Here is a 25311-nt window from a genome sequence, read left to right on the forward strand (position 1 = left end):
GGGAACGGCGCGCGGCGCGTTCCCGGCTCCGAGACAAGGAAAAGACCGCCCCCGGGATTGCTCCCGGAAGCGGCCGCGGATACCTCACTCAGAAAAAATCAGCGCACGAAGAGGAGCTCGCGATACTTCGGGAGCGGCCACATTTCGTTGTCCACCAGCAGTTCGAGCTTGTCGATGTGGTAGCGGATCGTGTCGAAATACGGGAGCACCGTGTCGTGGTAGGCGATCGCCTTTTCGCGGGCGTCCTCGATCTTGTTCGCCTTCTTGCGGCAGTCGATCATCTTGTCCACGTCCTTGGTGACCTCGGAGATGTGGTCGTTGATGCTCTGGATCAGGCGCATCTGTTCGCCGGCGAGCGACTTGAACTTCGCGTCCGGGAAGACGGCCTTGAGCTTGGCGACGTTGTCGAGGAGAAGGGACTGGTAGCGGATTGCGACCGGAATGATGTGGTTGTGCGAAAGGTCGCCGAGCACGCGCGCCTCGATCTGGATCTTCTTGGTGTAGATTTCCCATTTGACCTCGTTGCGCGTCTCCAGCTCCTTCTTGGTGTGGATGTTGCCGTTGGCGAAGACCTTGACGGACTGCGCCGAGGTGTAGGCGTCGTAGATCAGCGGCACGCTCGTCTCGCAGTCGAGCCCGCGCTTGGCGGCCTCCTTCTTCCATTCCTCGGAATAGCCGTTCCCGTCGAAACGCACGGGCTTGGAAGCCTTGATGTATTTCTTGAGGACGGAGTAGAGCGCCTCCTTCTTGGACATGCCGCCGTCGATGAGGGAATCGACTTCGGTCTTGAATTCCTTGAGCTGGTAGGCGACCGCGGCGTTGAGCGCCGTCATCGCCGAAGCGCAGTTGGCGACGGAGCCGACGGCGCGGAATTCGAAGCGGTTGCCCGTGAACGCGAACGGCGACGTGCGGTTGCGGTCCGTGTTGTCCACGAGAAGTTCCGGAATCTGACCGACGCCGAGCTTGATCTGCTTCTTGCTGTCCACCTTGATCGCGTCGTCCACGGAAGACTTTTCGAAGGCGTCGAGAATGTCGCTCACCTGCTTGCCGAGGAAGGAGGAGATGATCGCGGGCGGCGCTTCGTTGGCGCCGAGACGGTGGGCGTTCGTCGCGGAGGCGATCGACGCCTTGATGAGCGCGTTGTTCTTGTAGAGCGCCATCAGCGTGTTCACGATGAAGGTGACGAAGCGCAGGTTCTCCATCGAGTTCTTGCCCGGCGAGAACAGGTTGACGCCGGTGTCCGTGCCGAGCGACCAGTTGTTGTGCTTGCCGGAGCCGTTGATGCCCTTGAAGGGCTTTTCGTGCAGCAGCACGCGGAAATTGTGCCGGCGGGCGACGTCGCGCATCAGCGACATCACGAGCAGGTTGTGGTCCACTGCGAGATTGCATTCTTCGTAAATCGGCGCGAGCTCGAACTGATTGGGCGCGACTTCGTTGTGGCGCGTCTTCAGCGGAATGCCGAGCTTCCAGCCCTCGTATTCGAGTTCCTGCATGAACGCGAGCACGCGGCGCGGGATCGCCCCGAAGTAGTGGTCTTCAAGCTGCTGATTCTTCGCGGACTCGTGGCCCATCAGCGTGCGGCCCGTCAGCACGATGTCCGGACGCGCGTTGAAGAGTTCCTCGTCGATGAGGAAGTATTCCTGTTCCCAGCCGAGCGAGGACTGCACGCGGGAGACGTCCGAGCTGAAATACCTGCAGACGCCGACCGCCGCCTTGTTCACCGCGTCGAGCGCCTTCAGCAGCGGCGCCTTGTAGTCGAGCGCCTCGCCCGCGTAGGAGATGAAGATCGTCGGAATGAAGAGCGTGTCCCCGACGATGAACGCCGGCGAAGACGGATCCCACGCGGAATAGCCGCGCGCCTCGAAGGTCGAGCGCAGACCGCCGTTCGGGAACGACGACGCGTCCGGTTCCTGCTGCGCGAGAATCTTCCCGCTGAACTCCTCGATCATGCCGCCCTTGCCGTCGTGCTCGACGAACGCGTCGTGCTTTTCCGCGGTGCCGTCCGTCAGCGGGTGGAACCAGTGCGTGTAGTGCGTCGCGCCGTTTTCCATCGCCCACATGCGCATCGACGGGGCGATGTGCGCCGCGAGCTCGAGCGAAACCGGCTTGCCGTTGTCGATGGCGGACGTGATTTCGCGGAACGTCTCCTTCGAGAGATACTGCGACATCGCCTTGCGGTTGAAGACTTTGCAGCCGAAATATTCCGAGACTTTCGCCTGCGGAGGCGTGGCGACGGAGACCTTGCGGTTGGAGGCCGTTTCGACTGCGTGGAATCTGATGTTGGACATAATTTTGGTTTTGTTCGGATTGAAGAAATTTGAATCTGACGCCCGAAAGTTCATCGAACGTGCCGCAGACGATACGCCCGCGCGTGAAGGCGAGTCAAGCGGTTTTTCTTTCAAAAAGAAGTTTTTTTTTGCGTTTTTGACGAAAACGGCGAAATTTTTCTTCCAAAAGAAAGTTTTTTGAAGCCGTTTCGGCGAAAATGCAGTTTTTCGATTTCATTTTTCACAACCCGGATTCCGCGGGAACGCGGGCGTTTTCGTCATTGAAATCCGGATACGTGAACCCGCACCGACGCGGCGCGCGCGAAAAAAAGCGTCCCCGCGGACCGCACCGCGGGGACGCCTGAGCGCCGGGGAAGAACGTTTCCGAGACGTCGCGGAGACCGCGCGTCAGCGGGCGTCGAGCTTGCGGAGAATCATGCGCGCGGCGGCGCGGAAGACCTGCGCGGGAACGCTGTCCGGACGCGCGACGACGATCGGCGTCCCCGAGTCGCCGCCTTCGCGGACCGCCGCGTCGAGCGGCAGCTCGCCGAGAAAATCCGTGCCGAGCGCGAACGCCGTCTTCACGCCTCCGCCCTGCCCGAAAATGTAGCTGCGCTCGCCGTTCGCGGGATTTTCGAAATAGCTCATGTTCTCGACGACGCCGAGCAGCGGCACCTTCACTTTTTCGAACATGCGCGCGCCGCGCCGGGCGACGGAAACGGCGAGATCCTGCGGCGTCGTGACGACGACCGCGCCGTCGAGCGCGAGCGTCTGCACGAGCGTGATCTGCGCGTCGCCCGTTCCCGGCGGCAGATCGACGACCATCGCCTCGAGCGCGCCCCAATCGACGTCGTCCGCGAACTGCCGGATCGCCTTCTGCAGCATCGGGCCGCGCCACACGACGGGCGTATCCGCGTCGAGAAAAAGCCCCATGGACATGACCTTGATCCCGTGCGCCTCCCGCGGCCGCATCTTGGATCCGACGAGCTCGGGCGCGTCCTTCACGCCGAGCATCATCGGCACGGAAGGCCCGTAGATGTCGCAGTCGAAGACGCCGACGGAGCCCGCGGCGGGCGCGACGCCCTCCTCTTCGAGCACCTGCGCGAGCGCGGCGGCGAGATTCACGGAAACGGTGGACTTGCCGACGCCGCCCTTGCCGGAGGCGACGGCGATCACGCGCTTCACGCCGGGAATGCGCGCGGGCGGCGGCGGCGTTCCCGCGCCGGGCGCGGCGGGCGTCTTCACGGCGACGTTCACGCGCACTTCGCCGCAGCCGATTTTCTGCAGCGCGGCGCGCACGGCGTTTTCGAGAAGCTCGGGAATTTCGGGCTTGGAGGTCGTGACCGCCATCGCGACGATCGCGTTCCCGCGTTCGTCGATTTCGACCTTCTTCACGAGGCCGAAGGAAACGATGTCGCGCGAAAGCCCGGGATACGGAACCGAGCCGAGCGCCTTCAGAATGTCGTCTTTAGTCATGGGAAAAACGGAAAAAGGGAAACCGATGCCGCGGCGGCGTCAATCCGCGGCCCGCTTCGCCGCGAAGACGCGGGAGGAAACGATGAACGCGACGCCCGCGAGCGCGAGCAGCACGGAGAAGAACTGTCCGCGCGCCATGCCGCAGATGAAGGAGACGCCCGCGTCGGGCTCGCGGAAGACCTCGCACACGATGCGCCCCGCCGCGTAGAGCAGCGCCGTCTCGCCCGCGAGCTGCCCCGCCGGAAGCGGCTTCTTCTTCCAGAAGCGCAGCTGCGTCCACGCGAGCAGCAGCAGCCCCTCGATCGCGGCTTCGTAAAGCTGCGACGGGTGGCGCGGATTCAGGTAGCGGACGACTTCGTTCCCGAACAGCGAAACGCGGTACGGGAAAACGACCGCCCACGCCACGTCCGTCTCCTTGCCCCAGAGCTCGCCGTTGATGAAGTTCGCGACGCGTCCGAAAAACAGCCCCGCGGGCGCGAGCGTCGCGACGATGTCCGCCAGCCGAAGAAATCCGCAGCGCGCGCGCCGCGCCGTCCACCACGCCGCGACCGCGACGCCAATCATCCCGCCGTGGCTCGCCATGCCGCCGCGCCAGACCTGAAAGACCGAAAGCGGATTCTCGACGAGCATTTCCGGCGCGTAAAAGAACATGTAGCCGAGCCGCCCGCCGACGAGCACGCCGACGATCAGCGCGAGAAGAAAATTCGTCTGCGCCTCCGGATCGAGCGGCGAACGCCCGCGCCGCCAGTAAAGGTTCAGCAGCCACGCGCCGACGACGAAGCCCGCGAGATAGGCGACGCCGTACCAGCGGATGCCCTCGAGAAAAAATCCTTCGGGGAAACGGACGAGGAACGGGCTGAGGTCGTGCAGCCAGAAATCGGGATTCGGAACGGAAGTCGTCGCGGGAACGGTGCTCATGAACGTTTTAAAGTGTAAGGTGTAAGGTGCGGAGCGCGTTCGGCGCCGCGACGAAATACGGGAGCGTCGTCAGAAAATATTTCTTCGTCACGAAAAATCCTCCCGGTTCCAGCCGAGAAGCGTGATGCCCTTGCGGTCGGCTTCGGCGAAGACTTTCTCCTTTTCGAGAATGACGACGTTGTCCGCCTCGAGCGCGGCGGCGGCGATCCCGCCGAGCTCCATGCTTTCGAGCGTGCGCATGCCGAAGCACGGCACGTCGAAACGGTAGTCGTGCCCGGGCTTCACGGTCTTGACGTAGAGCGGATTCTTCTTCGGAATGTCGGCGCAGCGGCGCAGCATGGCGTCCGTGCCCTCGTAGGCTTCGACGGCGGTGACCGTGCCGCCGGAGACGACGACGCCCTGACCGATGTCGAGCCGCGCGCATTCCTTGGCGATGCGCACGCCGTACTCGAGCGCGAACGCGTCCACGCGCTTCGCCTTGCCGACGAGCGTTCCCGCGGAGGCGAGCTGGTCGTCCATGAACGCGCGCGCGTCGAGCTGCGCGACGCCGATCTTCGCGGCTTCGTCGGCGACGGCGCCGAAGACCGTGTGCGCGTTGCGTTCCTTGAGCCGCGCGAGAATCAGCGCCGCTTTCAGGTCGGGAACGAGCCCGCCGAAAAGCCGTTTCGGCGCGACCTGGCCCGCCATCACGAAATAGCGGGAACGCAGTTTTTCGAGCGAGGAAAGGAATTTGCCGAGCTGCCCGAGCTTGACGAAGATCACGCGGTCGCGCGGGAACGTCGCGACGAAGTCCTCGTCCACGTCGCCCTCGATCGCGATGAGCGAGACGTCCGTTCCCGCGGCGCGCGCGCGTTCGGCGAAAATGCGCGGATAGGCGCCTCTGCCGGAGAGCAGAGTCAGCCCCGCGGCGGGATCGAAGTCGTCGGGAAGAAATCGTGAAAGCGCGTGCATGGCGGAAATTTTTCGGGTTTATTCAGACACAGAGAACACGGAGAACTCAGAGGAAAACGGAGAAATGAACGATGAACAGCGAAGCGCTTCGTCCAGACGCTCTGAAAAATCCTTTCGGCGAAGCCGAACGCAATGCGTTATTCATTGTTCACTGTCCGCTGTTCACTGTTCGGTCTCTCACTTGCTCCATTCGAGCATGCGCTTCAGCGGCACGTAGGCGCGGGAACGCAGATCCTCGTCCATGACGATTTCCGGCGACATGTTCCGGAGGCAGTCGCGCAGCGTTTCCGGCGTGTTCATCTTCATGAACATGCATTCGTTGCAGGCGCAGGTCGCCGTCGGTCCCGCGACGAATTTCTTGCCCGGAATCTCCGCGCGCAGGCGCGAAATCATGTTCGTTTCCGTGACGATGATGAACGTGTCCGCCGACGATTCCCGGCAGAAATTCACCATTTTTTCCGTGCTGCAGACGACGTCCGCCGCTTCGCGCACGCTCTCGACGCACTCCGGGTGCACGAGCACGGGCGCGCCGGGGAACTGCTCGCGCGCGCGGCGGATTTCGTTCACGCTGAAAAGCACGTGCGCGTAGCACGAGCCCGGCCAGAGGCGCATCTTGCGGCCCGTCTGCGACGCGACCCACGAGCCGAGATTCTGGTCGGGCACGAAGAGAATTTCGCGGTCGGCGGGCACGTGCTCGACGATCTTCTTCGCGTTCCCGCTCGTGCAGATGACGTCCGCGAGCGCCTTCACCGCCGCGCTGCAGTTGATGTAGGCGACGACGTAGAGATTCGGGTTCGCGGCCTTGACGGCGGCGAGCTCCGCCGCGTCGCACGAATCCGCGAGCGAGCAGCCGGCCTCGACGACGGGCAGCAGCACCTTCTTGCCGGGATTCACGATCTTCGCCGTCTCCGCCATGAAATGCACGCCGCAGAAGACGATGACGTCGGCGTTCTTTTCCTCCTCCGCCTGGTACGCGAGCCCGAGCGAATCGCCGACGTAGTCCGCGACGCGCTGAATCTCCGCGCTCTGGTAATTGTGCACGAGCAGAATCGCGTTGCGCTCCTTCTTCAGGCGCAGGATCTCTTCCTGAATCGGCGTGAGCGGCGGGAGCGCCCCGTTGAGGGAATCGTAGACTTTCAGTGAAAACGGCGTGTTCATCGTTCGTTGAGAATTTATGTGCGCTCCATTAAACGCCGTTCCCGCGCGCGGAGCAAAAAGAAAGTGAGAAAACGACCGCGGGAACGCGAAGAAAACCGACGAAAAATTTTCCGTTCTCCCCTAAAATCGAAAAAAGCGTTCCCGCGCGGGCGGGAACGCTTTTTCCGACGGGAACGCGGACGTCAGATCTTCTTGAAGACGAGCGCGGCATTGTGACCGCCGAACCCGAGATTGTCGCTGACGGCGACGTTCACGTTCATCTCGCGGGCCTTGTTCGGGACGATGTCGAGATCGCATTCCGGGTCCGGATTGACGTAGTTGATCGTCGGCGGCACGACGCCGTTGGCGATCGCGAGCACGGTCGCGGCGGCTTCGACGCCTCCGGCGGCGCCGAGCAGGTGGCCCGTCATCGACTTCGTCGAGCTGACCGCCAGCTTGTAGGCGTGGTCGCCGAAAACGCGCTTGATCGCCGCGGTTTCGAACTTGTCGTTGTAGGGCGTGGACGTTCCGTGCGCGTTGATATAATCGACCTCGTTCGCGTTCACGCCCGCGTCGGTGAGCGCCTGCGCCATGCAGATCGCCAGACCGGAACCGTCCGGAGCCGGCGAAGTGATGTGGTAGGCGTCGCACGAAGCGCCGTATCCCGCGAATTCCGCGTAGATGCGCGCGCCGCGCGCCATCGCGCGTTCGTAGGTTTCGAGAATGAGCACGCCGGCGCCTTCACCCATGATGAAGCCGTCGCGCGTGGCGTCGAACGGACGGCACGCCGTTTCCGGAGCGTCGTTGTATTTCGTCGTCAGCGCCTTCATGTTGCAGAACCCGGCGAAGCCGAGGCGGGTGATCGCCGCTTCCGCGCCGCCCGCGATCATCACGTCGGCGTGGCCGCTGCGGATGTGCCGCAGCGCTTCGCCGAGCGCGTGAGAGCCCGAAGCGCACGCCGAAACGATGCCGTAGTTGACCGCCTGCGCCTTCATGTCGATGGCGACGACGCCGGAGGCCATGTTCGAAATCAGCATCGGGATCATAAACGGCGAAATGCGCCGCGGTCCCTTTTCGACGAGAACCGCGGACTGCGATTCGATCGTCTCCATGCCGCCGATTCCGGAGCCGATGATGACGCCGATGCGGCTCGGCTCGACGTCGCCGACTTTCAGACCCGCGTCTTCCATCGCCATCTTGGAGGCGGCGACGGCGTAACGCGTGTAGCGGTCGTTCCGTTTTTGCTCCTTCGGATCCATATACCGGTCCATGTCGAGGTCCTTGACCTCGGCCGCGACCGTGCACGAAAGCCCCTCAGGGTTGAAACGGGTCACCGTGGAGATGCCGTTTTTCCCGGCGACGAGGGCGGACCAGAACGCGTCCTTCCCGTTGCCGACCGGAGAAACGATGCCGATCCCCGTCACGACGACTCTTCTATTGGATTCGGATTGCACTCGGTTCTAAAGTTGAAGGTTGACGAAAACGTCCGAAAAAGGGACGTCGGATTATTTGCCGGCGCGGGCCGTGATGTATTCGATGACCTGGCCGACGGTCTGGAGCTTCTGCGAGTCCGCTTCCGGAATCTCGCCGTTGATTTCGTCCTTGAATTCTTCCTCGAACGCCATGATCAACTCGACGAGGTCGAGAGAGTCGGCACTCAGGTCGCCCATGAAGGACGCTTCCGGCGTGAGCTGTTCTTCGTTCACGTTGAGCTGCTGAACGATGATTTTTTTGACGCGTTGTTCGATGGTTTCTTCTGCCATAGTTTTTTTGGATTTGATTGTTGGAAAATGGTTTGATTTCGGTTCGCCGTCCGCGGAAAGCCCCCGAACGACGGGGAGCTATCCTGCTACATCGCCATGCCGCCGTCAACCGAAAAACACTGCCCGGTGATGTAGCCCGCGTTCTCGGAACACAGGAAATTCACCGTCGCGGCGATGTCTTCGGGGGCGCCGAAGCGCGCCAGCGGAATCGCGGCCTTAATCTTCTGCTGCACTTCTTCGGGGAGCGCCGCCGTCATGTCCGTCGTGATGAAGCCCGGAGCCACGGCGTTCACCGTGATCGCGCGCGTCGCGAATTCCCGCGCGAGCGTCTTCGTCAGGCCGATGAGGCCCGCCTTCGCCGCCGCGTAGTTCGCCTGCCCCGCGTTGCCCTGCACGCCCGTCACCGAGGAAATGTTCACGATGCGGCCCCAGCGCTTCTTCGTCATCGGGCGCAGCAGCCCCTTGACCCAGTAGAACGCGCTGGAAAGATTCGTCTGAATCACGTCCGCCCAGTCCGCGTCGCTCATGCGCATGACGAGCCCGTCCTTCGTGATGCCCGCGTTGTTCACCAGAATGTCGGCGCCGCCGAATTCCTTGATGATTTCCTCGCAGGCCGCCGCGACCGCGTTCCCGTCGGAAACGTCCACGGCCTTGGCGACCGCCTTGCCGCCCGCCGCGACGATGGCGTCCGCGACGCCGCCGCACGAAGCCGGATTCTTGGAGACGCAGACGACCGTGTGCCCGGAAGCCGCGAGACTTTCGGCGATCGCCTTGCCGATGCCGCGGCCGGCGCCCGTCACGACCGCGATTTTGGGGGAGTGTTCAAGTTTCATGGGCGGAATTTTCGCGGACGCCACGGAAAAAGTCAACGCGGGAACGGAGCACGGATAGTTGATAATGAATAGTGAATAGTGGATAGTTGAAAGAGACGGCGGGCGGGGCGCTTGCCCTCCAAAAATCATTCGCGGAAATTCGCGGTTCCACGTTCCCGCGCGGCGGCGACGTCGCGAACGAGCTGTTCCCGCAGCGCCGCCACGGAGTCGAAGCGGCGTTCCTCGCGCAGGAAATCCAGCCATTCGACGACGATCGAGTCGCCGTAGGTCGGCACGGGAACGCCGGCGGGAACGTCCGTGACGTGCGTTTCGAGCAGCGGCGCGGGAACGCCGTCGCGCGCCACGGTCGGGCGGACGCCGTAGTTCGCCACGCCGCGGAAGACCTCGGACGCGCCGTCGCCGCGCGCGCGGATCAGCCGCACCGCATAGACGCCGAAGCGCGGCAGCAGCGCCGGACGCCATTCCAGATTCAGCGTCGGAAAGCCGATCGTGCGCCCGAGCCGGTTGCCGGAAACGACCGTTCCCGCCGCGAAATACGGCTCGCCGAGCATCGCGTTCGCCGCCGCCGTCTCGCCCGCCGCGAGGCAGGCGCGGATCCGCGACGACGAAATCTTCTCGCCGCCGAAAAGCACCGGCGCGAGCGTGTGCGCCTTCACGCCGACGCGCGCCGCGCTCTCGCGCAGCAGCGCCGCGTCGCCGCGACGCCGCGCGCCGAAGCGGAAATTTTCGCCGACGAAAAGCCCCGCGAGCGACGGCAGGGCGCGCTTCAGCCGCGCCGCGAAATCCTCCGCCGCGACGGCGGCGAATTCCCCCGTGAAGGGCGCCGAGACGACGAAGTCCAGCCCCGCGCGCGCGAGCAGTTCCCGCTTCGTCGCCGGCGGGTAAATCAGCTTCACGGCGTCGGGACCGCGGAAAAAAATCTCGGGATGCGGCTCGAACGTGAGCGCGCCGCAGACGCCGCCGCTCGCCGCCGCGGCTTCCTTCGCCGCGCGGAAAAGCGCCCGATGCCCGCGGTGCGCGCCGTCGAAATTCCCGACGCAGAGAAACGCGGGCGCGTCGGCGAATTCGCGCGGGAGCTCGGACAATGCGGTAAAAATCTTCATGCGGCGCGGAGCGGGAACGTTTCGGGCGGACGCCGAAAGTCGGCGGCGGGCGCGTTCCCGCGAAGGGAACCCGCCGCGCGCGCCGACCGTCGCGCCGACCGAAGCGGCGTCAGAACCTGCAGCGGACGCCGACGTTGGCGGAGTGCGTCGTCGTGTCCTCGAAGTCCGTCTCGAACGTGTAGCCGGCGGAGACGCTCCATTCCGCGTTGATGCGGTATTCGACGCGCGGGCCGACGCTCAGCGAATTCTCGCCGCCGAGGTACGCCGTCGAAGAGGCGCTCATGCCGCGGTATTCGCCGGAAACGAATTTCGCGTCGACGTCCGCGTCCGTGTCGAGGAATTCGTGGTGGTACGCGAGTTCGAGCGAGAAGCGCCACGACTCCGAGGGCAGCCAGTTCAGCGTCGCGCCGACGGTGCCGCGCAGCGAATTGCGGTCCGTCTTGTCCACGTCGAGCGCGCTCTGCGCGCCGCCCGTTTCCGAGAACGAACCGAAGTTCGAATACGTGTAGTCCAGCCCGACGTACGGCGAGACGTGGAGACCGAGATCGGAGTTGAGCACGAACATTCTGCCGAGCGTCGCCGTCAGCGAAACGTCCGTTCCCGAAGCCTCGCCGGTCAGCGATTCGAGCGCGTTGCTGCGCTTCGTGTCCGCGCTGACGACGCCGACGCCCGCGCCGAAGCCGAAGTAGGAGACTTCGTCGAGCATCGCCATGCCGTAGAAGTTCAGACGCGCCGCGTCCGTCTCGTGCCTGCCGCCGCCGTTGTGCACCTTCGCCTTGCCCTTGTCGATCGTGAGCGAGGCGCCGAGCAGGAAGTCTTCCGTGACGAGCGAATCGAAGCCCGCGACCGCGCCGTAGTGGCTCAGGTCGTAGTTCGGGCGCTTGTTCTTGCCCTCGGAAGTGTCGGACGTGCCGCCGATCGCGTTCGCGAAGGGCTTGACCGTTCCCGCGGGTTCGTTGAACGCGCGGTCGTAGCGGCGCTGTTCGAGGCGCTGGCGCAGCAGGTCGTTTTCGAGCTGAACCAGTCCCGTCGAAAGCTCGAGGATTCCCGCGAAGGAGACCGGCGAGAAATTGCGCAGCTTCGCGGTCTGCTCGGCGTCCGTGCCGGAGCCGCGGATCGCGCGGAAGACGGCGCTGCCCGGCTTCGACGCGAGCGTCGCGTAAAGTTCCTCCATGCCGCTCGGGACGATTTCCGACGCCGGAGCCATTTCCGAAACGTAGATGCTCGTGCCGTCGTCGCCGACCCAGGCGGCGAGCTCCTCGCCCGAAGCGTCGAGGAACTTCGCGTTCCTATCGATGCGCGTCGAGCCGTCCGCCGAAACGACGACGATGTTGCCGGAAAGATCGCCGTCGAGCGTCACTTCCGCCGTGTCGAACACGAATGCGTCGCCCGTCGCGTGAATCGCGGAAGAGCCCTCCGCGGGAACGTTCGCGAGCAGTCTGCCCGCGACCGTCAGGTCGCCCTGCACCATGCGCGGCGCCTGCGCGGGAACGGCGGGATCGTCCGCCGCCGCGACGCGCAGCGCGGAAATCGGCGCGAGTTCGCGCGTCAGGTCGAGCGTCGCGCCCTTTTCGACGCGGAGGCCGGACGTCACCGTCGCGCCCGAGCCGAGCGCGAGCGTCGTGCCCGACGTCACGGCGAGCGTCGTGCCCGACGTCACGGCGAGCGTCGTCGGCGCATAGCCGAACGCCGCGTCCTTCGCGATCGTGAATTCGCCGTTTTCGAGATAAATCGAGCCCGTGCCCGTCACGTTCTTTTCGCTCAGCGCGGAAAGTTCCGTCGTCGCGCCCGCCGCGTTGCTCAGCGCGAGCCCCGCGTCCGCGCTGCCGGAAAGGCGGATTTCGCGCGCGGGCGTCGCGTCGAACGTCGCCGTCGTCATCACGAGACGGCCGACCTTCACGTCGATCGTTCCACTGAACGGACCGGCCGCGTAAGTCGTGCGCACCGCCTTGGAGGCGTTCGCGATCTCAAGCGTTCCCGCGCCGGAAAGCGCGTTCAGCGTTCCCGCGTTGTTCTGCGCGACGCGCAGCGTGCCGGAAACCGTCACGCTTCTCGCGTTGCCGAAGCTCGCGTTGCTGCCGAGCACCGCCGTCGCGTTCTCGTCGATCCGCACGTCGCCGCGGAAATCCCGGTTGAAGTCTTCCTGCGTCTGCGCGGCGTTCACGTTCTTCACGTAAGTCGTTCCCGCGACGAATCTCACTTCGCCCGTGCCGGAAAGCGCGGAGAGATTGCCGTCCGTCACGTCCGCGGCGCCGATCTCCAGAACCGCGCCCGCGGCGAGCCGCACGACGCCCGACTTCGGCGAGACGCTTTCGATCGTCTTCACCTGCACCGTGGAGCCGCCCGCAACGTCGAGCACGCCGCCGAGGCGCAGCGTCGAGCCGCGGAGATCGAGCACGCCGCCCGAAACCTTCAGGCTGCCGTTGCTCAGGTCGCCGGCGTCCTTGCTCGTGCCGTAAACCGAAATCTTCATGCCGTCGAGGGCCGTGTCGCGCGTGAGCGCGAGGTCGAGCGAGCCGCCCTTCGTCGAAGCGTCCGAAGCGGCGATCAGCTCGATCGTCTTCGAAATCAGCTCGGAGCCGTCGGACTTCACCGTCGCGCCGGCGCGGATCTGCAACGCGCCCGTCCAGCCCGCGTCATCGAGCTCCAGCTCCGTCACGCCGGTCGCGGAAACCGCGAGCGTGCCTTCGCCCGAGAGCTTGCCTCGGATCGTGCGTTCCGTGCCGCCGCTGAACCCGGCGATTTCGAGCACGCCTTCCGAGCCGACGGAAAGCGTCTGACCGGCGAAGCCGCGGTAGCTTTCGAGAGCCAGCGTGCCGCCGTTCGGATCGACCTTGATGGTCGAGCCCGCCGCCGACGTCGCGTCGAACGCCGTGTTCGAGAGCGTCCACTTGCCGGAACCGCTCTTGACGACGTCGCCCGCGGAAATCTGCGGATTGAAGACCGAGCCTTCGCCGCCGCCGAGGAGCATCAGCTTGCCCGCCGCGCCGTCCCATGCGAACGTGCCGTCGATGATCGTGCTCGCCTTCGTCGAATCGTGCGAGAAGCGCACGATCGAACCGGCGCCGCCCGTGAATTCCGCGTCGAAGGTCGCCGCGTCGCCGGCGGAGCGGCTGACGAGCGCGCCCGAGGCGTCGAGCGTCTTCGCGAATTCCAGCGTGCCGTCGGAGACGAACATCGACGTTCCCGCGGCGACGTCCGAAAGCGCGAGCGTTCCCGCGGTGACGCGCGTCTCCGCCGAAATTTCTCCGCCGACGAAGCTCACGCCCGACGATTTCTTGACGAGCAGGCCGTCGCCCTCGACCGAGCCCTTGAAAATCTTGGAGGCGACTTCCATCGTCGCGCCCTCGGCGACCGTGACCGCCGCCGTGCCCAGGTCGCCGTCCGACGTCAGCTTGAGCGTGCCGGAAGCGACTTCAATCTTGCCCGCGAAATCGGAGCTTGCGGTGTCGACGTCGAGCCTGCGCCCGTCGCCGATGTCCAGTTCGAGCGTTCCCGCGCCGGCAGCGAAGGTCGCCGCGCCCATGTCCACTTCGGAAACGTCGTCGAGCGTCGCGTTCGAAAGCTTGATGAGGAGCACGGAAGCCTCGTCCTTCGCGGAGAACGCGATCGCGCTGGAGGAAAGCGATTCCGCGCCGGACTTGTCCACCGTGAACGTTCCCGCGCCCGCCGCGACGACCTTGCCGGAGAATTTCTCGCTCAGGTCGGAAAGCACGCCCGAGTCGCCCTCGATCGTGCCCGCGCCGACGATCGGCGTCTCGATTTCCTGGTCCGCGAGCCCCGTGAAGCGCAGCGTCGCGGTTCCGCCCGCGAGCGTAATCTTGCCCGAGCCCGCCGCGCGCGCGTCGCCGGAGACGACGACCGTTCCCGCGTTGATGAAAGTGTTCCGGTGCTGCGTCGAAGCGACTTCGGCGCCGAAAACGCCGTCCGCGAGATATTTCAGCGTCAGCGTTCCCGCGAAGTCCGCGTCCGTATAGACGTCCAGTTCGGAGTCGATGCCGTCCACGCGACCCACGCCGCCGAACGTCAGCGCTCCCGCGCCGGAGACCGTCAGCGCCGTCGTGCCCTTCACGTCGCCGAGCACCGCGCCGCCGATTTCAAGCGTTCCCGCGACGTCGATCACGTTGCCCGCGCCGGAAAGCTCCAGCGCGTCCGCGACGAAATCGCCTTCGGCGACCGCCAGCGTTCCGTTTTCCAGAAGCAGCTGGCGATCCGCGTCGGAGACGTTCGCGTCGTAGTTCAGCACGCCGCCGTCGCGCGCGCCGATGATGCCCGTGAAGGCGGAAGAAATCGCGTCCGCGCCCGTGAACGTCAGCGAATTGCCCGCGCCCTCGACGACGAGCTTGCCCTCGCCGCCCGCGAGCGCGGACGCCACGTAACCGTTCCGCCCGTTGACGACGATCGCCGTGCCGATCTTCGCGTCCGCGCGCGCCACGACGATTTCGGCGCCCTCGGCGACCGAAAGCTTCGCCTGGCCGAGCGAGCCGCTGCCCGTAAAGAGAATCTTGCCTTCCGTCGCGGTCGCCGTTCCCGTGAAGGTCTGCGTGGACGCGGCCCTCACGCTCAGCGTTCCCGCGCCGAGCTTTTCGAGCGAACCCGCGCCCGAAAGGCGGCTCGTCTGCGCGCCCGCGTCCGTTTCGAACGCCAGCGTCACGCCGCCCGCCAAAGCCAGTTCGGCGTTTTCCGTGACCGAGCCGAGGAGACGCACTTCGCCTTCGCCCTTCAGGTCCAGCTTCACGTTGTTGCCGAACGCGATCCGCGAGAAGACGACGCGGGAATCGTCGCCCGTCGCCGTGACCGACGCGCCGGATTCGTTGATCTCCAGCACGCCGCTCGATTCGGAGAGCGTCGCGTCCACGACGAGCGTTGCGCCGTTGGCGAGCGTCACCGTGTTGCCCTTGAAGCTCGAGACGTCCGCGCCCACGGCCACCTGCGCGTTGGAGGCGAGGCTGAGCTTGTTGTAGGCGTTCTCCGAGCCGTTGAAGGAAATTCCCTTGCCGGAGACCTCGAGCGTTCCCGCGACCGAGAGCTTCGAGTTCACCGCCAGCGCGCTCGTGTTCGAGTTCTTCAGCGAAAGCTTCGTTCCCTCGCCGACGACGGCGAGAAGCGTGCCGTCGCCGTCGAGCGAGCCGAGCGAGCCGCCCGACGCGAGCGAAAGCGTCGAATCCGCGCTCACGACCACGTCGCCGCTCAGATTCGCCGTGCCGCCGACGTTCAGCGCGCCGCCCGCCAGCTGCAGTTCCGCGGCGGAATTGACCGTGCCCGTGATCTCGAGCGTTCCCGCGCCGAGCTTGCGTAGCACGAAATCGCCCATGTCGCCGGCGTCCACGATTCCGCCTTCAATCTTCAGCGTCGAATCCTTGTCCGCGACGGTCACAAAAAGTCCCGCGACGTTCCCGTCGGTGTCGGCGTGCCCGACCAGCGACAGATCGCCCACGATCTTCGAGACGCCGAGGACGTCTTCGCCCATCGTGTATTCGGCGACGATTGCCGTCGTCGAAACCGGCTGGTCGTTTTCATCGACCTCCTCCTCGTAGCCGCCGGCGCTGAAGTCGCCGCCGTTCTCGAAGCCCACCGTCGCGTTGTTGCCGGTGAACTCGACGAAATTCAGCGCCGAAGAATCGCCCTTGAACGTGACGCGCTTGCTCTGCGCCACGACGAGTTCCGTGTCCGCGGTCAGCGCGGCGTTCGCCTCGAAGGTCAGCGCGGAGGCGGCGGCGGTGTTCGTGATTTCGATGCGCCCGACGTCGAAGTCGATCTCGTCGGAAACGCCTTCTTCGCCGACGAGCACGCCGCCCTCGGCGATCGTCAGCTTGTCCAGCTCCGTCGCGCCGGCGATCGCGAGCGAGCCCGCGCCCGTCTTCTTCAGCGCCGTTCCCGAAAGCGCGCCGGAAAGCGTCACGCTCGAAAGACCGGTGTTCAGCACCGCGGAAGTGCCGGTCACGACGACGTCGTTGGTCAGATCATGCGTTCCCGCGTCGAAGGCGAGCGTGCCGCCGAGCGTGATCGTTCCCGCGCCGAGCGCGTTCACGTGATCCGTGCGCACGCCCGCGCCCGCGGCGATCGTCAGCCCGCCGGAATACATCGTTCCCGCGTTCTCGGATCCCGTGAAGACCACCGTCCCCGAAAGCACCGAGACCGAAGAGCCGCGCGCGGCGCCGGTCGCCTCGTCCACATAGTCCGCGATCGAGGCGCCGTCGCCGAAATTCACCGTGAAGGACGCGTTCGAGTCGTAGCCCTTGAAGACGACGCCGCCCACGCGCACCGCGCCCTCGACGTCGATCTTGTTGGTCGTCGCCGAGCCGGAGAACGCGAATTCCGCGTAGTCGTTGCTGTAGAAGGAGACGCCTTCGGTCTGCCCGTCGCGCGTCGTCTGCGCCCAGCCGGTCATGCTCTCGTCTTCCTTCCAGACCGAAGCGCCCTTCCAGATCTTCGTCCCGTAGGCGAGCACCTTGACCGCCTTGGAAGCCTCGTCCCAAACGAACTGGTAGCTGCGCGAATCGTTCGCCACCACGAATTCGTCGCCAAAGCCGACGCGCCCGTTCACCAGCTCCTGGGTGTAATCGTAATCCCGGTAAACGTCGTCCTCGGGGGAACGAGCCGTGACGGAAAACGTTCCCGCCGTCCCGACGTCGATGACGACGAACTCCGAGCCGATCGACGAATAGTCCAAATCGAAATTGCTTTCGTCGAAGGCGTCCGCGAGGCGTGTCGCCGTATTCAGCGTGAGGTGAAGATTTTTCGTGGTGATCGCCGGCGACGCACCGGTGAGGCTCATGTGCCACCCTTCTTCACTCCCGAACGTCAAGCGTCCGATCGTCGCGTTCCCGACCGTCAGGTCCGCGTCGCTCCAGACGTAAAGATATTCCGCCTGGGAATCGACAATCGTCAAGACCGCACCGTCGGAGAGGAAAAGATTGCCCGCGAATTTCGCGCCGTCCGTCAGCGTCACCGACGCGCCGGCCTCGGCGAAAAGCTGAGGAACCTCCACGGAGGCGCCGGAAACTTCGAGACTTCCGTCGACAAGCGTGTCCGCGTCGCCGATCACCAGACCGTCCTCGTCCGCAGCATAGGAAAGGTTCAGGGAGCCCTCGGTCACGGAAAGATTCTTGGACGTTTCGAAGGAGAACTCTCTGACCGCCAATTTGCCCGCGCCGGTCTTTTCGACGTCGCCGACGAGCTTGCCGACCGTCGCCGTCGTGTTTTTGCCTTCGACGTTCACGGTCGCGGAAAGGTTCGCGCCGGCGGCGGCGGCGACGTCGTAGTCGTCGTATTCGGAGTCGATCGTGAAGAGCGTGCCGTCGAAGGTCACGTTCGCGCCGCTTTCGAAATTGATTTCAGAGCCGACGCGGATCGCGCCGCCCGCGCCCGTGATCGCCGTCGCGCCCGAGAAGGTGATCTTGTCGGCGATGATTTCGCTGTAGACCGGCACCATCATGTCCCCGCCGCCGGGAGGAGGCATGTCGAGCCCCATCGTGTCGCCCGTTCTGATGGAGGTCACGGATTTCGCCACGTTCAGCGTCTTCGCTTCGAGCGAGCCGCCCGCCTCGACGGTGTCCGCGCCCGTGCTCATGCCGATCGTGAGGACGCCGCCCGTCGAAGAAAGGTTCAGCGTTTCTTCGACGAAAAGTTCGCCGCGCGCGCCGATCTCCAGATCGCCGGCGAGCGCGAGATCCGCGGCGCCGAGCGTCGTGTTCAGCTTGACCGCGTCGTCCACGACGCCGCCTTTCGCGCCGACCGTGATCTTGTTCGTCGTCCACGCCGCGGGGGCTCCGGGGTCGACCTCGATGAGCGTGCCGCCGTCGAAGACGAGTTCCTCGACGTTCTGACTGTCCGCCGAAGCGAGTTCGCCTTCCGAGAGCGTCAGCGTGAAGCCTTCGACGGAAACGCCCAGACCGAGATTCACTCTGCCCGCGCCCGTCTTCGCGAACACCGTTTCGCCGGAAAGCGAGCTCGCGCTGAAGGCAAAGGTTTCTGCCGTTCCCGCGTAAAGCTTCGCGCCTTCGCCGAGCACGACGTCGCCGTCCTTGAAGGAGCCGTGTCCGCCGAACTCGCCGGAAAGCGCCAGGTCGCCGGAAAATTCGATGCCGTCGCCGACGTGGAGCTTCGCGCCCGAGGCGACCGTCGCGTCGCCGATATCGACCGCGCCCGTGAACGTCGCCGTTCCCGAGGAGACGACGAGCGAGCCGTCGCCCGTGACGCCGCCCGCGAGCGTCGTCGTGGTCGCGACTTCGAAGGTCGCGCCGTCGGCGACCGTCACCGCGCCCGCGCCCATCGTCGCGGCGGCGAGCTTCAGCGTGCCTTCCCGGATGTCCGTCGCGCCGGAATAAACGGCGCCTCCCGTCGCGACGCCGGAAAGCGTCAGCGTTCCCGCACCCTGCTTCACGATGCCGGCGGAGACGGAAGTCCCGATTTCATTGCGCACGCCCTTGGAAATCGTCAGCGTCGCGCCCTCGCCGACCGTGACGTCCATGTCCGTCGCGAGCTGCACGAGCACGCTGATCGAAGCCGCCGCGCCGTCTTCGACGGAAATCGTCGTTCCCGCGCCGAGCTTGAGGCCGTTCGTGTTGGTGGTGCCGGAGGCGGAGGTGATCTTCGCCCCGTCGCCGAGCGAAAGCTGAACCTTGTTCAGCGTCTGCACGTCGGCGTTAAAGCCGCGCAGCGTCATCGTCGCGCCGTCTTCCAGAGAAACGCTCACCACGTCGTAACCGTCGCCGGCGCCGAAGGCGTTCCCGCCGTAAAGATAAAGTTCCGCGCCCGAGGCGACCGAAAGCTCGCCCGAGAAAATGCGGCTCACCTGGTCCGCGGAGCCGAGCTGGAGCACGCCTTCCTCGACGCGCATCTTGCCGTTGGTGAAGGCGCCCGCCCGGTCGAGATAAAGCGTTCCCGCGCCGAGCTTGCGGACGTCCGCATTGGCGGACGAAAGCGTGCTCACGCCCAAAGAGACCGTGCCGCTCGTGACGACGAAATCGACGTAGGGCGCCTCGTTGCTCGAAATCTTGTCCGCGATTGAATCCGTCGCACCGTCGAGCCAGACGATTTCAGCGCGCGCGTCCGCGGAGGTGCCGGAGAGCACGAGACCGTTCTGGATCAGGCTCGAAAGCGCACCGTCCACGAATTCGAGGCGCGCGCCGCCGGAAAGCTCGATCTTCTCCGCGTTCGTCGCGTCGGCGTGGTTCAGCGCCAGTCTTCCCGCGTTCACGTCGATCGTTTTTTCCAGGCCGGAGAGCGTCAGCGCGCCCGCGGCGTTCGCGAGCAGCGCGCCGCCGTCCACGACGACGGAGCCGACGCTCAGCTTCGTCTCCAACTGGAGCGTGCCGCGCGCGACGCGCAGCGTTTCGACCGCGAAGTCCGAAGTCGTGAGTTCCGGCGCGAGCGAGACGACGTAAGTCTGATTCGTTCCCGCGCGCACGGTGAGGCGCTTCGCCGTCGCGCCGGTGCCGATGCTGACCGCCGCCGTGTTGCCGGCGGACGAGGCGATTCTGCCGAAGAGCACTTCGCGTCTGTCGAGATTCTCGATCGTCCGTCCCTGGAAGCGGCCGTTGCTCCAGCTCTTGTCGGTAGCCGTCGCGTCCCACGCGAGCGCGAACTGCATGGATTCGTCCGCCGTGAAGTAAATCACGTCGTCGGCGAGCGAGAAGCTGCCGCCGATATTTCCAGCACCGGCAGTGTTGAGCATGTTGGTCACGATACCGCCGTCAAGCCCGTCAAGTCTGAAGATCGCGTAGCTCTGCCCCGCCTCTTCGAAGACGAGATTGGAAAGATCGAGCCCCGTGGCGGAGGTGATGGAGAAGCCGCCGGAGAGCGTGACGTTCGCGGCGTCGCCGTTGAGGGATTCGCCCTCCACGGGGTTTTCGCCCGCTTCCGCGTAGAGCACGAGCGTGGAGGTGCCCGCGAGCGTCAGCCCGTCGAGCGTTCCCGCGCGCGCGTCGAGCGTCGTTCCCGCGCCCGCGGCGGTGAGATTCAGATTGGAGATCTTCCCGTTTTCGCCGTCGAGGGAAATCTTGAACGGCGACGTCAGCGACGCCGTCGCGTCTTCGCCGAAGACGAGCGTCGCGTCGTTCACGTCGATCGTGTACGCGGACGTGCGCTGCGCGAGCGACGCGATCGAAATCTCCGCGCCGGAAGAGACGTGAATCGTCGGCGCGCTCAGCGTTCCCGCGAAGTCCGCGCGCGCTCCCGCGCCCGAAACCGAGAGCGAATCCGAGAGCGTCGTCGCCGCCGAGTTGGAGAACGCGCCGCCCGAGACGTAAAGCGTCTTCGTGTTCAGCGCGGTCGAGAACGCGACGTTCCCGCCCGTCTGCGTGACGCCTTCGGTCACGGAGAACGTGCCCGAGACGCTCAGATCCGCGTTTTCGACGGAGAGGGTCCCGCTCAGAAGCGCCGTTCCCGAAAGCTCGAGCGCGCCGCCCTTGACCGAGAGCGACTTCATCGACTGCGTGCCCGTGAGCTTCAGCGTTCCCGCGCCGGTCTTCGTGAGACCGTTCAGCGAAGAGGAAATCGTTCCGGAAAGCGTGACCGTCGAGCCCGCGTCCGTCGCCGTCGCCCTGCCGTCGGCGTTGAAATCCATCTTGGTCGTGTCGAACGTCACGTCGCCGTTGAGCCCGAAATCGCGCGAGCTCGTCCATTCGTCGACGAGCGAGCCGATCGTGCCGCCGTTCAGCGCCAGCGTCATCACCGCGGTGTCGGAAATGCCGCCTTCGCCGACGTTGATGCGCCCGCCGTTGAGCGCGACGCGGACGGCGCCGTCGTTGTCGCCGGAGTCCGCGGCGTTCAGTCCCTTATTGAAATTCGCTTCGCCGCCGCTCCCGACGAGGAGATCCGTGGTGCCGTCCTTGTTGGTGATGTAGCAGTTCTGCAGATTCAGCACGCCGTTCACGTTCACGGTCTCCGTCGCGCCCCAGTGCGCGACCTGGAAGGAACCTTCGTTCCCGCCTGTAGAATTGCTGGAGCCGGTGACCGTGAACACGGCGCCGCTCACGATGTTGAGCGTTCCCGCGGTGGCGCCGCCGGAAGTGCCGACGAACTGTCCCGTCGTCACCTTGGAATTCACGTTCAAGGTACCGCCGGTCTGCCGCAGGGATCCCAAAGCCGCTTCGCCGTCGAGCGTCAGCACTTTCGCCGTTCCGCCGTTGATGATCGAAAGGGTTTTCCCGGCGCCGGCGACGTCGCCCTTGATCGTCAGCGACGCGCCGCCCAGATTGACGACGTAATTCGTGGCGAGCTCGATTTTCTGTTTGATGACGCCGGTCGTTCCCGCGCTGCCGTTCCAGAGCGAGGATTCGCGGTCCGCCGCGGTGGAAAGCCGGATGGTCGCGCCGTCGCCGAGCGTGTAGGCGCCCCAGTTGAAGTTGCCCGTCCAGTCGAGCGTGCCGTTGAAGCCCGAGCCGACGTGCGCGGAAACGCCGTGCCCCGCCGAGGCGGACGCGTCGATCTTCACCGTGCCCGTTCCCGCGAGTTTGGTCGTCCCGGAGTCGTAAAGCGAGGTGCGCGCGCCGAAATCGACGGTCACGCCTTCGCCGATCGTGAGCGTCTTGCCTTCGTCGATCGTGAGCCAGCCGTCATTCTTCGCGTCGAGCCTCACGGTTTCGCCTTCGCGCGTCGTGAAGGTCGTGTTCTCGGCGACGACGATCTGCCCCGCGCCGAGGTTTCCGACGAGCGTGATTTCCGCGCCGGCGGAAGAGAACGTCACGTAGTCGCCGAAAAGATAGTTCGCCGGTTCCTGCGTTTCGCGGTTGATCCAATTGCCGCCGCGGATTTCCCAGACGCCGTCCCCGCCCGCCCAAGAGAGATAGGCGAGCTGCGAATCGAAGTCGAGCACGAGCGTGTCGTTGACGACGCGGAAGGCGGCGCTCCCGCGCGTCAGCTCGGTTCCTCCGACGCGGATATTGCTCAGATCGAGGCTCGAAACGTCGCCGAAGTCCGAAACGCCGCCGAGCAGCTTCAGCCCGTTCGCGCTGGAAAGCGATTCGAAGCTGAAGATCGTTCCCGCGCCGAGCGTCACCGTGCCGTCGCCGACGAACGAAGTGGAGGCGGAATCCGTGCCGACGCTTTCGAAGCCGAAGGACGCGCCCGAAAAGTCCGCAGTCGCGCCGGAAGCGACGGTGATCGTCCCGAAGTTTTCGATGCTGCCGATGAACGTCGTCGTTCCCGCGGAAACCGACAGCGTGTTGTTTTCGATCAGGGAATTGTTGCCGACGAGAGCGGAGGAAACCACGTAGCTCGCGCCGCCGCGGAAATCGACGTAGCGCGCGCTGATTTCCGAGTTGTCGACACCGAGAGCGGAAACGCCCACGTTCGCGCTGCCCGTGTAGTTGTAGCGCACGACGGAGGTCGAAACGATTTTGCCCGAGCCGGAAACGTTGTGCACGACGCCGTCCGCGCCCGCGGTCGCCGAAGCGGCGTAAGCCGTTCCCGCGCCGGCGGCGTTGTTCGAAACCGCGCCGCCGAACTGGAGAATGCCGGTTAAGGTGTTGTAGGCGTTGACGTCATTCGCGGCGAAGCCCGCGACGGGACGCGAAAAATTTCCCGTGAACGCGGTCAGATCGCCCGTGAAGATGAAGTCTTCCCCCTTGGCGGGATTGTTGTTCGCGTTGACGGAGAAATCTCCGTCCCCGGAGACGGAGCCGCTGAAGAACGTGTACGACACCCCGGCGCCGTTGTTGATGTTCAGACCGCCGCCGGTCAGAACGACGTTGCCGGCGAAGGTGCCGCCGTTGTTCCAGCCCGGCAGGTAGCCGGTGACGTTGTCGAAAGTGAAATTGTCGCCCGCGGCGGCGACGACGCCCGCCGTGTTGACTTCGCCGTTGATCATCGCGCCGGAAGCCCCGTCGGAAGCGACCTTGTTGCCGCCGGTTTCTTTAATCGCGCCGTTCGCGACGGTGTAATCTGCCGCGAAAGCGGATGCGGTCATGGCGGCGGCGGCAAAAAGCGTCGTTAAGAAAAACTTGGAAGTCTTCATAAAAGGAAATGGGCTTATGGGTGGATTGTAATTGCAAGGAGTGCTGCGCGGACAGTCCGGGCAGTTTCCCGAAAGCATGAGCGCTCGGCGTTCCCGCCGCAACAAAATTCTGTTCAGGAGAAAGGGCGCGCGTCCGCCGTCGCGTTCCCGCGAATCACCAAGGAAAAGGTTAAGAAAAGGTTAAAGGTTAAAGGTTAAAGCTTAAAAGGAAAGTTTGCGCGGGCGGTTTCCGAAAAGCGGCAGGAATGTCGCTTCTCCCCTTTAAAGCTTTCTTTAACTTCCTTTGACTTTGCGGTCTTTCTTTGCGCCTTGGCGTCTTGGCGGGAAATTTCTGCGGGCGGATTCCGAAAAGCGGCAGGAATGCCGCTTCCCCCCCTTTAAAGCTTTCTTTAACTTCCTTTGACTTTGCGGTCTTTCTTCGCGTTCTTTGTGTTTGAAAATTCGCCTTCGCGGTTCAGTCGGCGAAGCGGGGTTCGACCTTGAAGGCGACCTTGAGCTTGCGGCGGATTTCCTTTTCGAGCTGCTCCCAGCTGCGGCCGTCGAGGAGCGCCGCCGTCGCGCTTTCGGCGTTCCCGCCGCTCTGAATTTCGGCGATGAACTTCTTGACGCGGGCGGCGTCGCGCTTCCCGTCGAGGTGGAAGAAATAATACACGAGCAGCGCGGAGACGCCGTAGCCGATCTGCGTCGCGTCCGCGCCCGTTCCCGCGCCGCCGAAGCCGTCGCCGATGAAGGAGCCGCGGTGGTTCATGAAGTTTTCGAGCGACATGCCGACTTCCGGGCGCCCGCCGATGCCGCGGCCGCCGTCGCCTTTTTCCCCGTAGCCGGCGACGAATTTGCCGATGACGTTCTTGTTCCCGCCGAAGCGCACCTGCCCGTTGCCGTCGTAGGAAAGCCCGACGTATTCGGCGAGTCCTTCGCAGAACCAGGTCGGGTAGGCGTTCCCGCCGATCGTCATGTGGTGCGTGATCTCGTGGGAAAGCGTCTTCGCGTCCACGCGTCTGCCGCCTTTGAAATAGCGGTTGCCGCGCTTTTCGAGGCCGAGCGACGGGAACGGCACGAGCACCTTGCCGCGGTCCAGCCCGCTGCCGTAGCCGATGAAGACGCCCGCCGAGCCTTTCATGCCGCCGGCGGCGAGATACTGGTCGTAAGTCTCGAACAGGTACGCGTTGAATTTGCCTTTTTCGCAGACCTGGTGGTGATTGCAGGGAGAATTGATCGGCAGCGCGAGATTCGCCGCGTAGGTGCCTTCGAAGATGCGCGCGATCTCGCGGATCGCCGAAAGCGCGACGGGCGCGTTCGCCGTGAAGCGGAAGTGCTGCGTCTCGTAAACCCACGCGTCCGGGCCGTTGCGGACGACGCGCGCGGGCAGCATGTCGGCGATGCGCGAAACGGACGGCCACGCCGCGGAAAAATTTTCGCCGGGCAGGTTTTCGGGCTCGGCCTCGCCGAGGTCGGAGACTTCCGCGTCCGCCGCCGCGGGAGCGGGCTTCTTCGCGGAAGACTTCGCGGCGGTGCCTTTCGCGGGAACGGCCCTCGAGGCGCGCGCCTGCGCGAACGCCTCCGTCGGGAACGCGGACGCCGCGAGCGCGACCGCGCACAGCGCGAGAAAAATGCGGGAAACAGCGAGCATGCGGCGAAGCTTAGAGATTCGGGCGCGGGGGTTAAAGGAAAAAGGGAGGAAAGGAAAGGTGACGAGAGCAGTGAATAATGGATAGTGAATAATGGATAATGGATAATGGATGACGCCTTGCGTTCGGCTTCCGCCGAAAGGATTTTCGAAAAAGCTCTTCGCGGAGCGAAACGCAATCAACTTCATAACCTCATAACCTCGCGCGCTTCGCGCCGCGCCGCGCGCGAAGCGCGCATTGACGCGGGAACGCAAAAAAGGCAGACTTGCGCGAA

The 25311-nt window shown here is 64.8% G+C and carries 11 protein-coding genes; all 11 read right to left on the reverse strand.

All coding sequences use genetic code 11. The features are described from left to right. Positions 1–98 precede the first annotated feature (98 nt). On the reverse strand, positions 99–2288 hold the full coding sequence (locus tag ACQREB_RS05635; protein ID WP_427766344.1) for a glutamine synthetase III: 2190 nt from the start codon (positions 2286–2288) through the stop codon (positions 99–101). Positions 2289–2675: 387 nt separating this feature from the next. Further along, positions 2676–3743, reverse strand: coding sequence for a P-loop NTPase (locus ACQREB_RS05640; protein WP_427766348.1), 1068 nt, complete (start codon positions 3741–3743; stop codon positions 2676–2678). A 39-nt stretch (positions 3744–3782) separates the two neighbouring features. Next, on the reverse strand, positions 3783–4661 hold the full coding sequence (gene lgt, locus ACQREB_RS05645) for a prolipoprotein diacylglyceryl transferase (RefSeq protein ID WP_427766351.1): 879 nt from the start codon (positions 4659–4661) through the stop codon (positions 3783–3785). Between the two features lie 87 nt (positions 4662–4748). Continuing rightward, positions 4749–5612, reverse strand: a complete 864-nt coding sequence (locus ACQREB_RS05650) for an LpxI family protein (protein ID WP_427766354.1) — start codon at positions 5610–5612, stop codon at positions 4749–4751. Positions 5613–5789: 177 nt separating this feature from the next. Continuing rightward, positions 5790–6770, reverse strand: coding sequence for a quinolinate synthase NadA (nadA, locus tag ACQREB_RS05655; protein WP_427766356.1), 981 nt, complete (start codon positions 6768–6770; stop codon positions 5790–5792). A gap of 182 nt (positions 6771–6952) precedes the next feature. Beyond that, positions 6953–8203, reverse strand: coding sequence for a beta-ketoacyl-ACP synthase II (gene fabF, locus ACQREB_RS05660; protein WP_427766358.1), 1251 nt, complete (start codon positions 8201–8203; stop codon positions 6953–6955). Positions 8204–8254: 51 nt separating this feature from the next. Next, on the reverse strand, positions 8255–8512 hold the full coding sequence (gene acpP, locus ACQREB_RS05665; protein ID WP_427766361.1) for an acyl carrier protein: 258 nt from the start codon (positions 8510–8512) through the stop codon (positions 8255–8257). 86 nt (positions 8513–8598) lie between these two features. Continuing rightward, positions 8599–9345, reverse strand: a complete 747-nt coding sequence (gene fabG / locus ACQREB_RS05670; RefSeq protein WP_427766364.1) for a 3-oxoacyl-[acyl-carrier-protein] reductase — start codon at positions 9343–9345, stop codon at positions 8599–8601. A 125-nt stretch (positions 9346–9470) separates the two neighbouring features. Then, positions 9471–10448 (reverse strand): riboflavin biosynthesis protein RibF, encoded by a 978-nt coding sequence (gene ribF, locus ACQREB_RS05675; protein ID WP_427766365.1) that lies wholly within the window; start codon positions 10446–10448, stop codon positions 9471–9473. A 109-nt stretch (positions 10449–10557) separates the two neighbouring features. Beyond that, entirely contained in the window at positions 10558–23361 is a 12804-nt protein-coding gene (locus ACQREB_RS05680; RefSeq protein WP_427766368.1) for an autotransporter-associated beta strand repeat-containing protein, read from the reverse strand. 502 nt (positions 23362–23863) lie between these two features. Then, entirely contained in the window at positions 23864–25039 is a 1176-nt protein-coding gene (locus ACQREB_RS05685; RefSeq protein WP_427766371.1) for a hypothetical protein, read from the reverse strand. Between the last annotated feature and the right edge of the window lie 272 nt (positions 25040–25311).

The organism is Candidatus Spyradosoma sp. SGI.093, from assembly GCF_050314555.1.
Lineage (GTDB): Bacteria > Verrucomicrobiota > Verrucomicrobiia > Opitutales > UBA953 > Spyradosoma.

Excerpts from the sequence above, each read along its gene's own strand:
- ACQREB_RS05640 (WP_427766348.1), bottom strand. The coding sequence starts at position 3,743 with ATGACTAAAGACGACATTCTGAAGGCGCTCGGCTCGGTTCCGTATCCC.
- ACQREB_RS05685 (WP_427766371.1), bottom strand. The coding sequence starts at position 25,039 with ATGCTCGCTGTTTCCCGCATTTTTCTCGCGCTGTGCGCGGTCGCGCTC.
- nadA (WP_427766356.1), bottom strand. The coding sequence starts at position 6,770 with ATGAACACGCCGTTTTCACTGAAAGTCTACGATTCCCTCAACGGGGCG.
- ACQREB_RS05635 (WP_427766344.1), bottom strand. The coding sequence starts at position 2,288 with ATGTCCAACATCAGATTCCACGCAGTCGAAACGGCCTCCAACCGCAAG.
- lgt (WP_427766351.1), bottom strand. The coding sequence starts at position 4,661 with ATGAGCACCGTTCCCGCGACGACTTCCGTTCCGAATCCCGATTTCTGG.
- acpP (WP_427766361.1), bottom strand. The coding sequence starts at position 8,512 with ATGGCAGAAGAAACCATCGAACAACGCGTCAAAAAAATCATCGTTCAG.
- ribF (WP_427766365.1), bottom strand. The coding sequence starts at position 10,448 with ATGAAGATTTTTACCGCATTGTCCGAGCTCCCGCGCGAATTCGCCGAC.
- ACQREB_RS05680 (WP_427766368.1), bottom strand. The coding sequence starts at position 23,361 with ATGACCGCATCCGCTTTCGCGGCAGATTACACCGTCGCGAACGGCGCG.
- fabG (WP_427766364.1), bottom strand. The coding sequence starts at position 9,345 with ATGAAACTTGAACACTCCCCCAAAATCGCGGTCGTGACGGGCGCCGGC.
- ACQREB_RS05650 (WP_427766354.1), bottom strand. The coding sequence starts at position 5,612 with ATGCACGCGCTTTCACGATTTCTTCCCGACGACTTCGATCCCGCCGCG.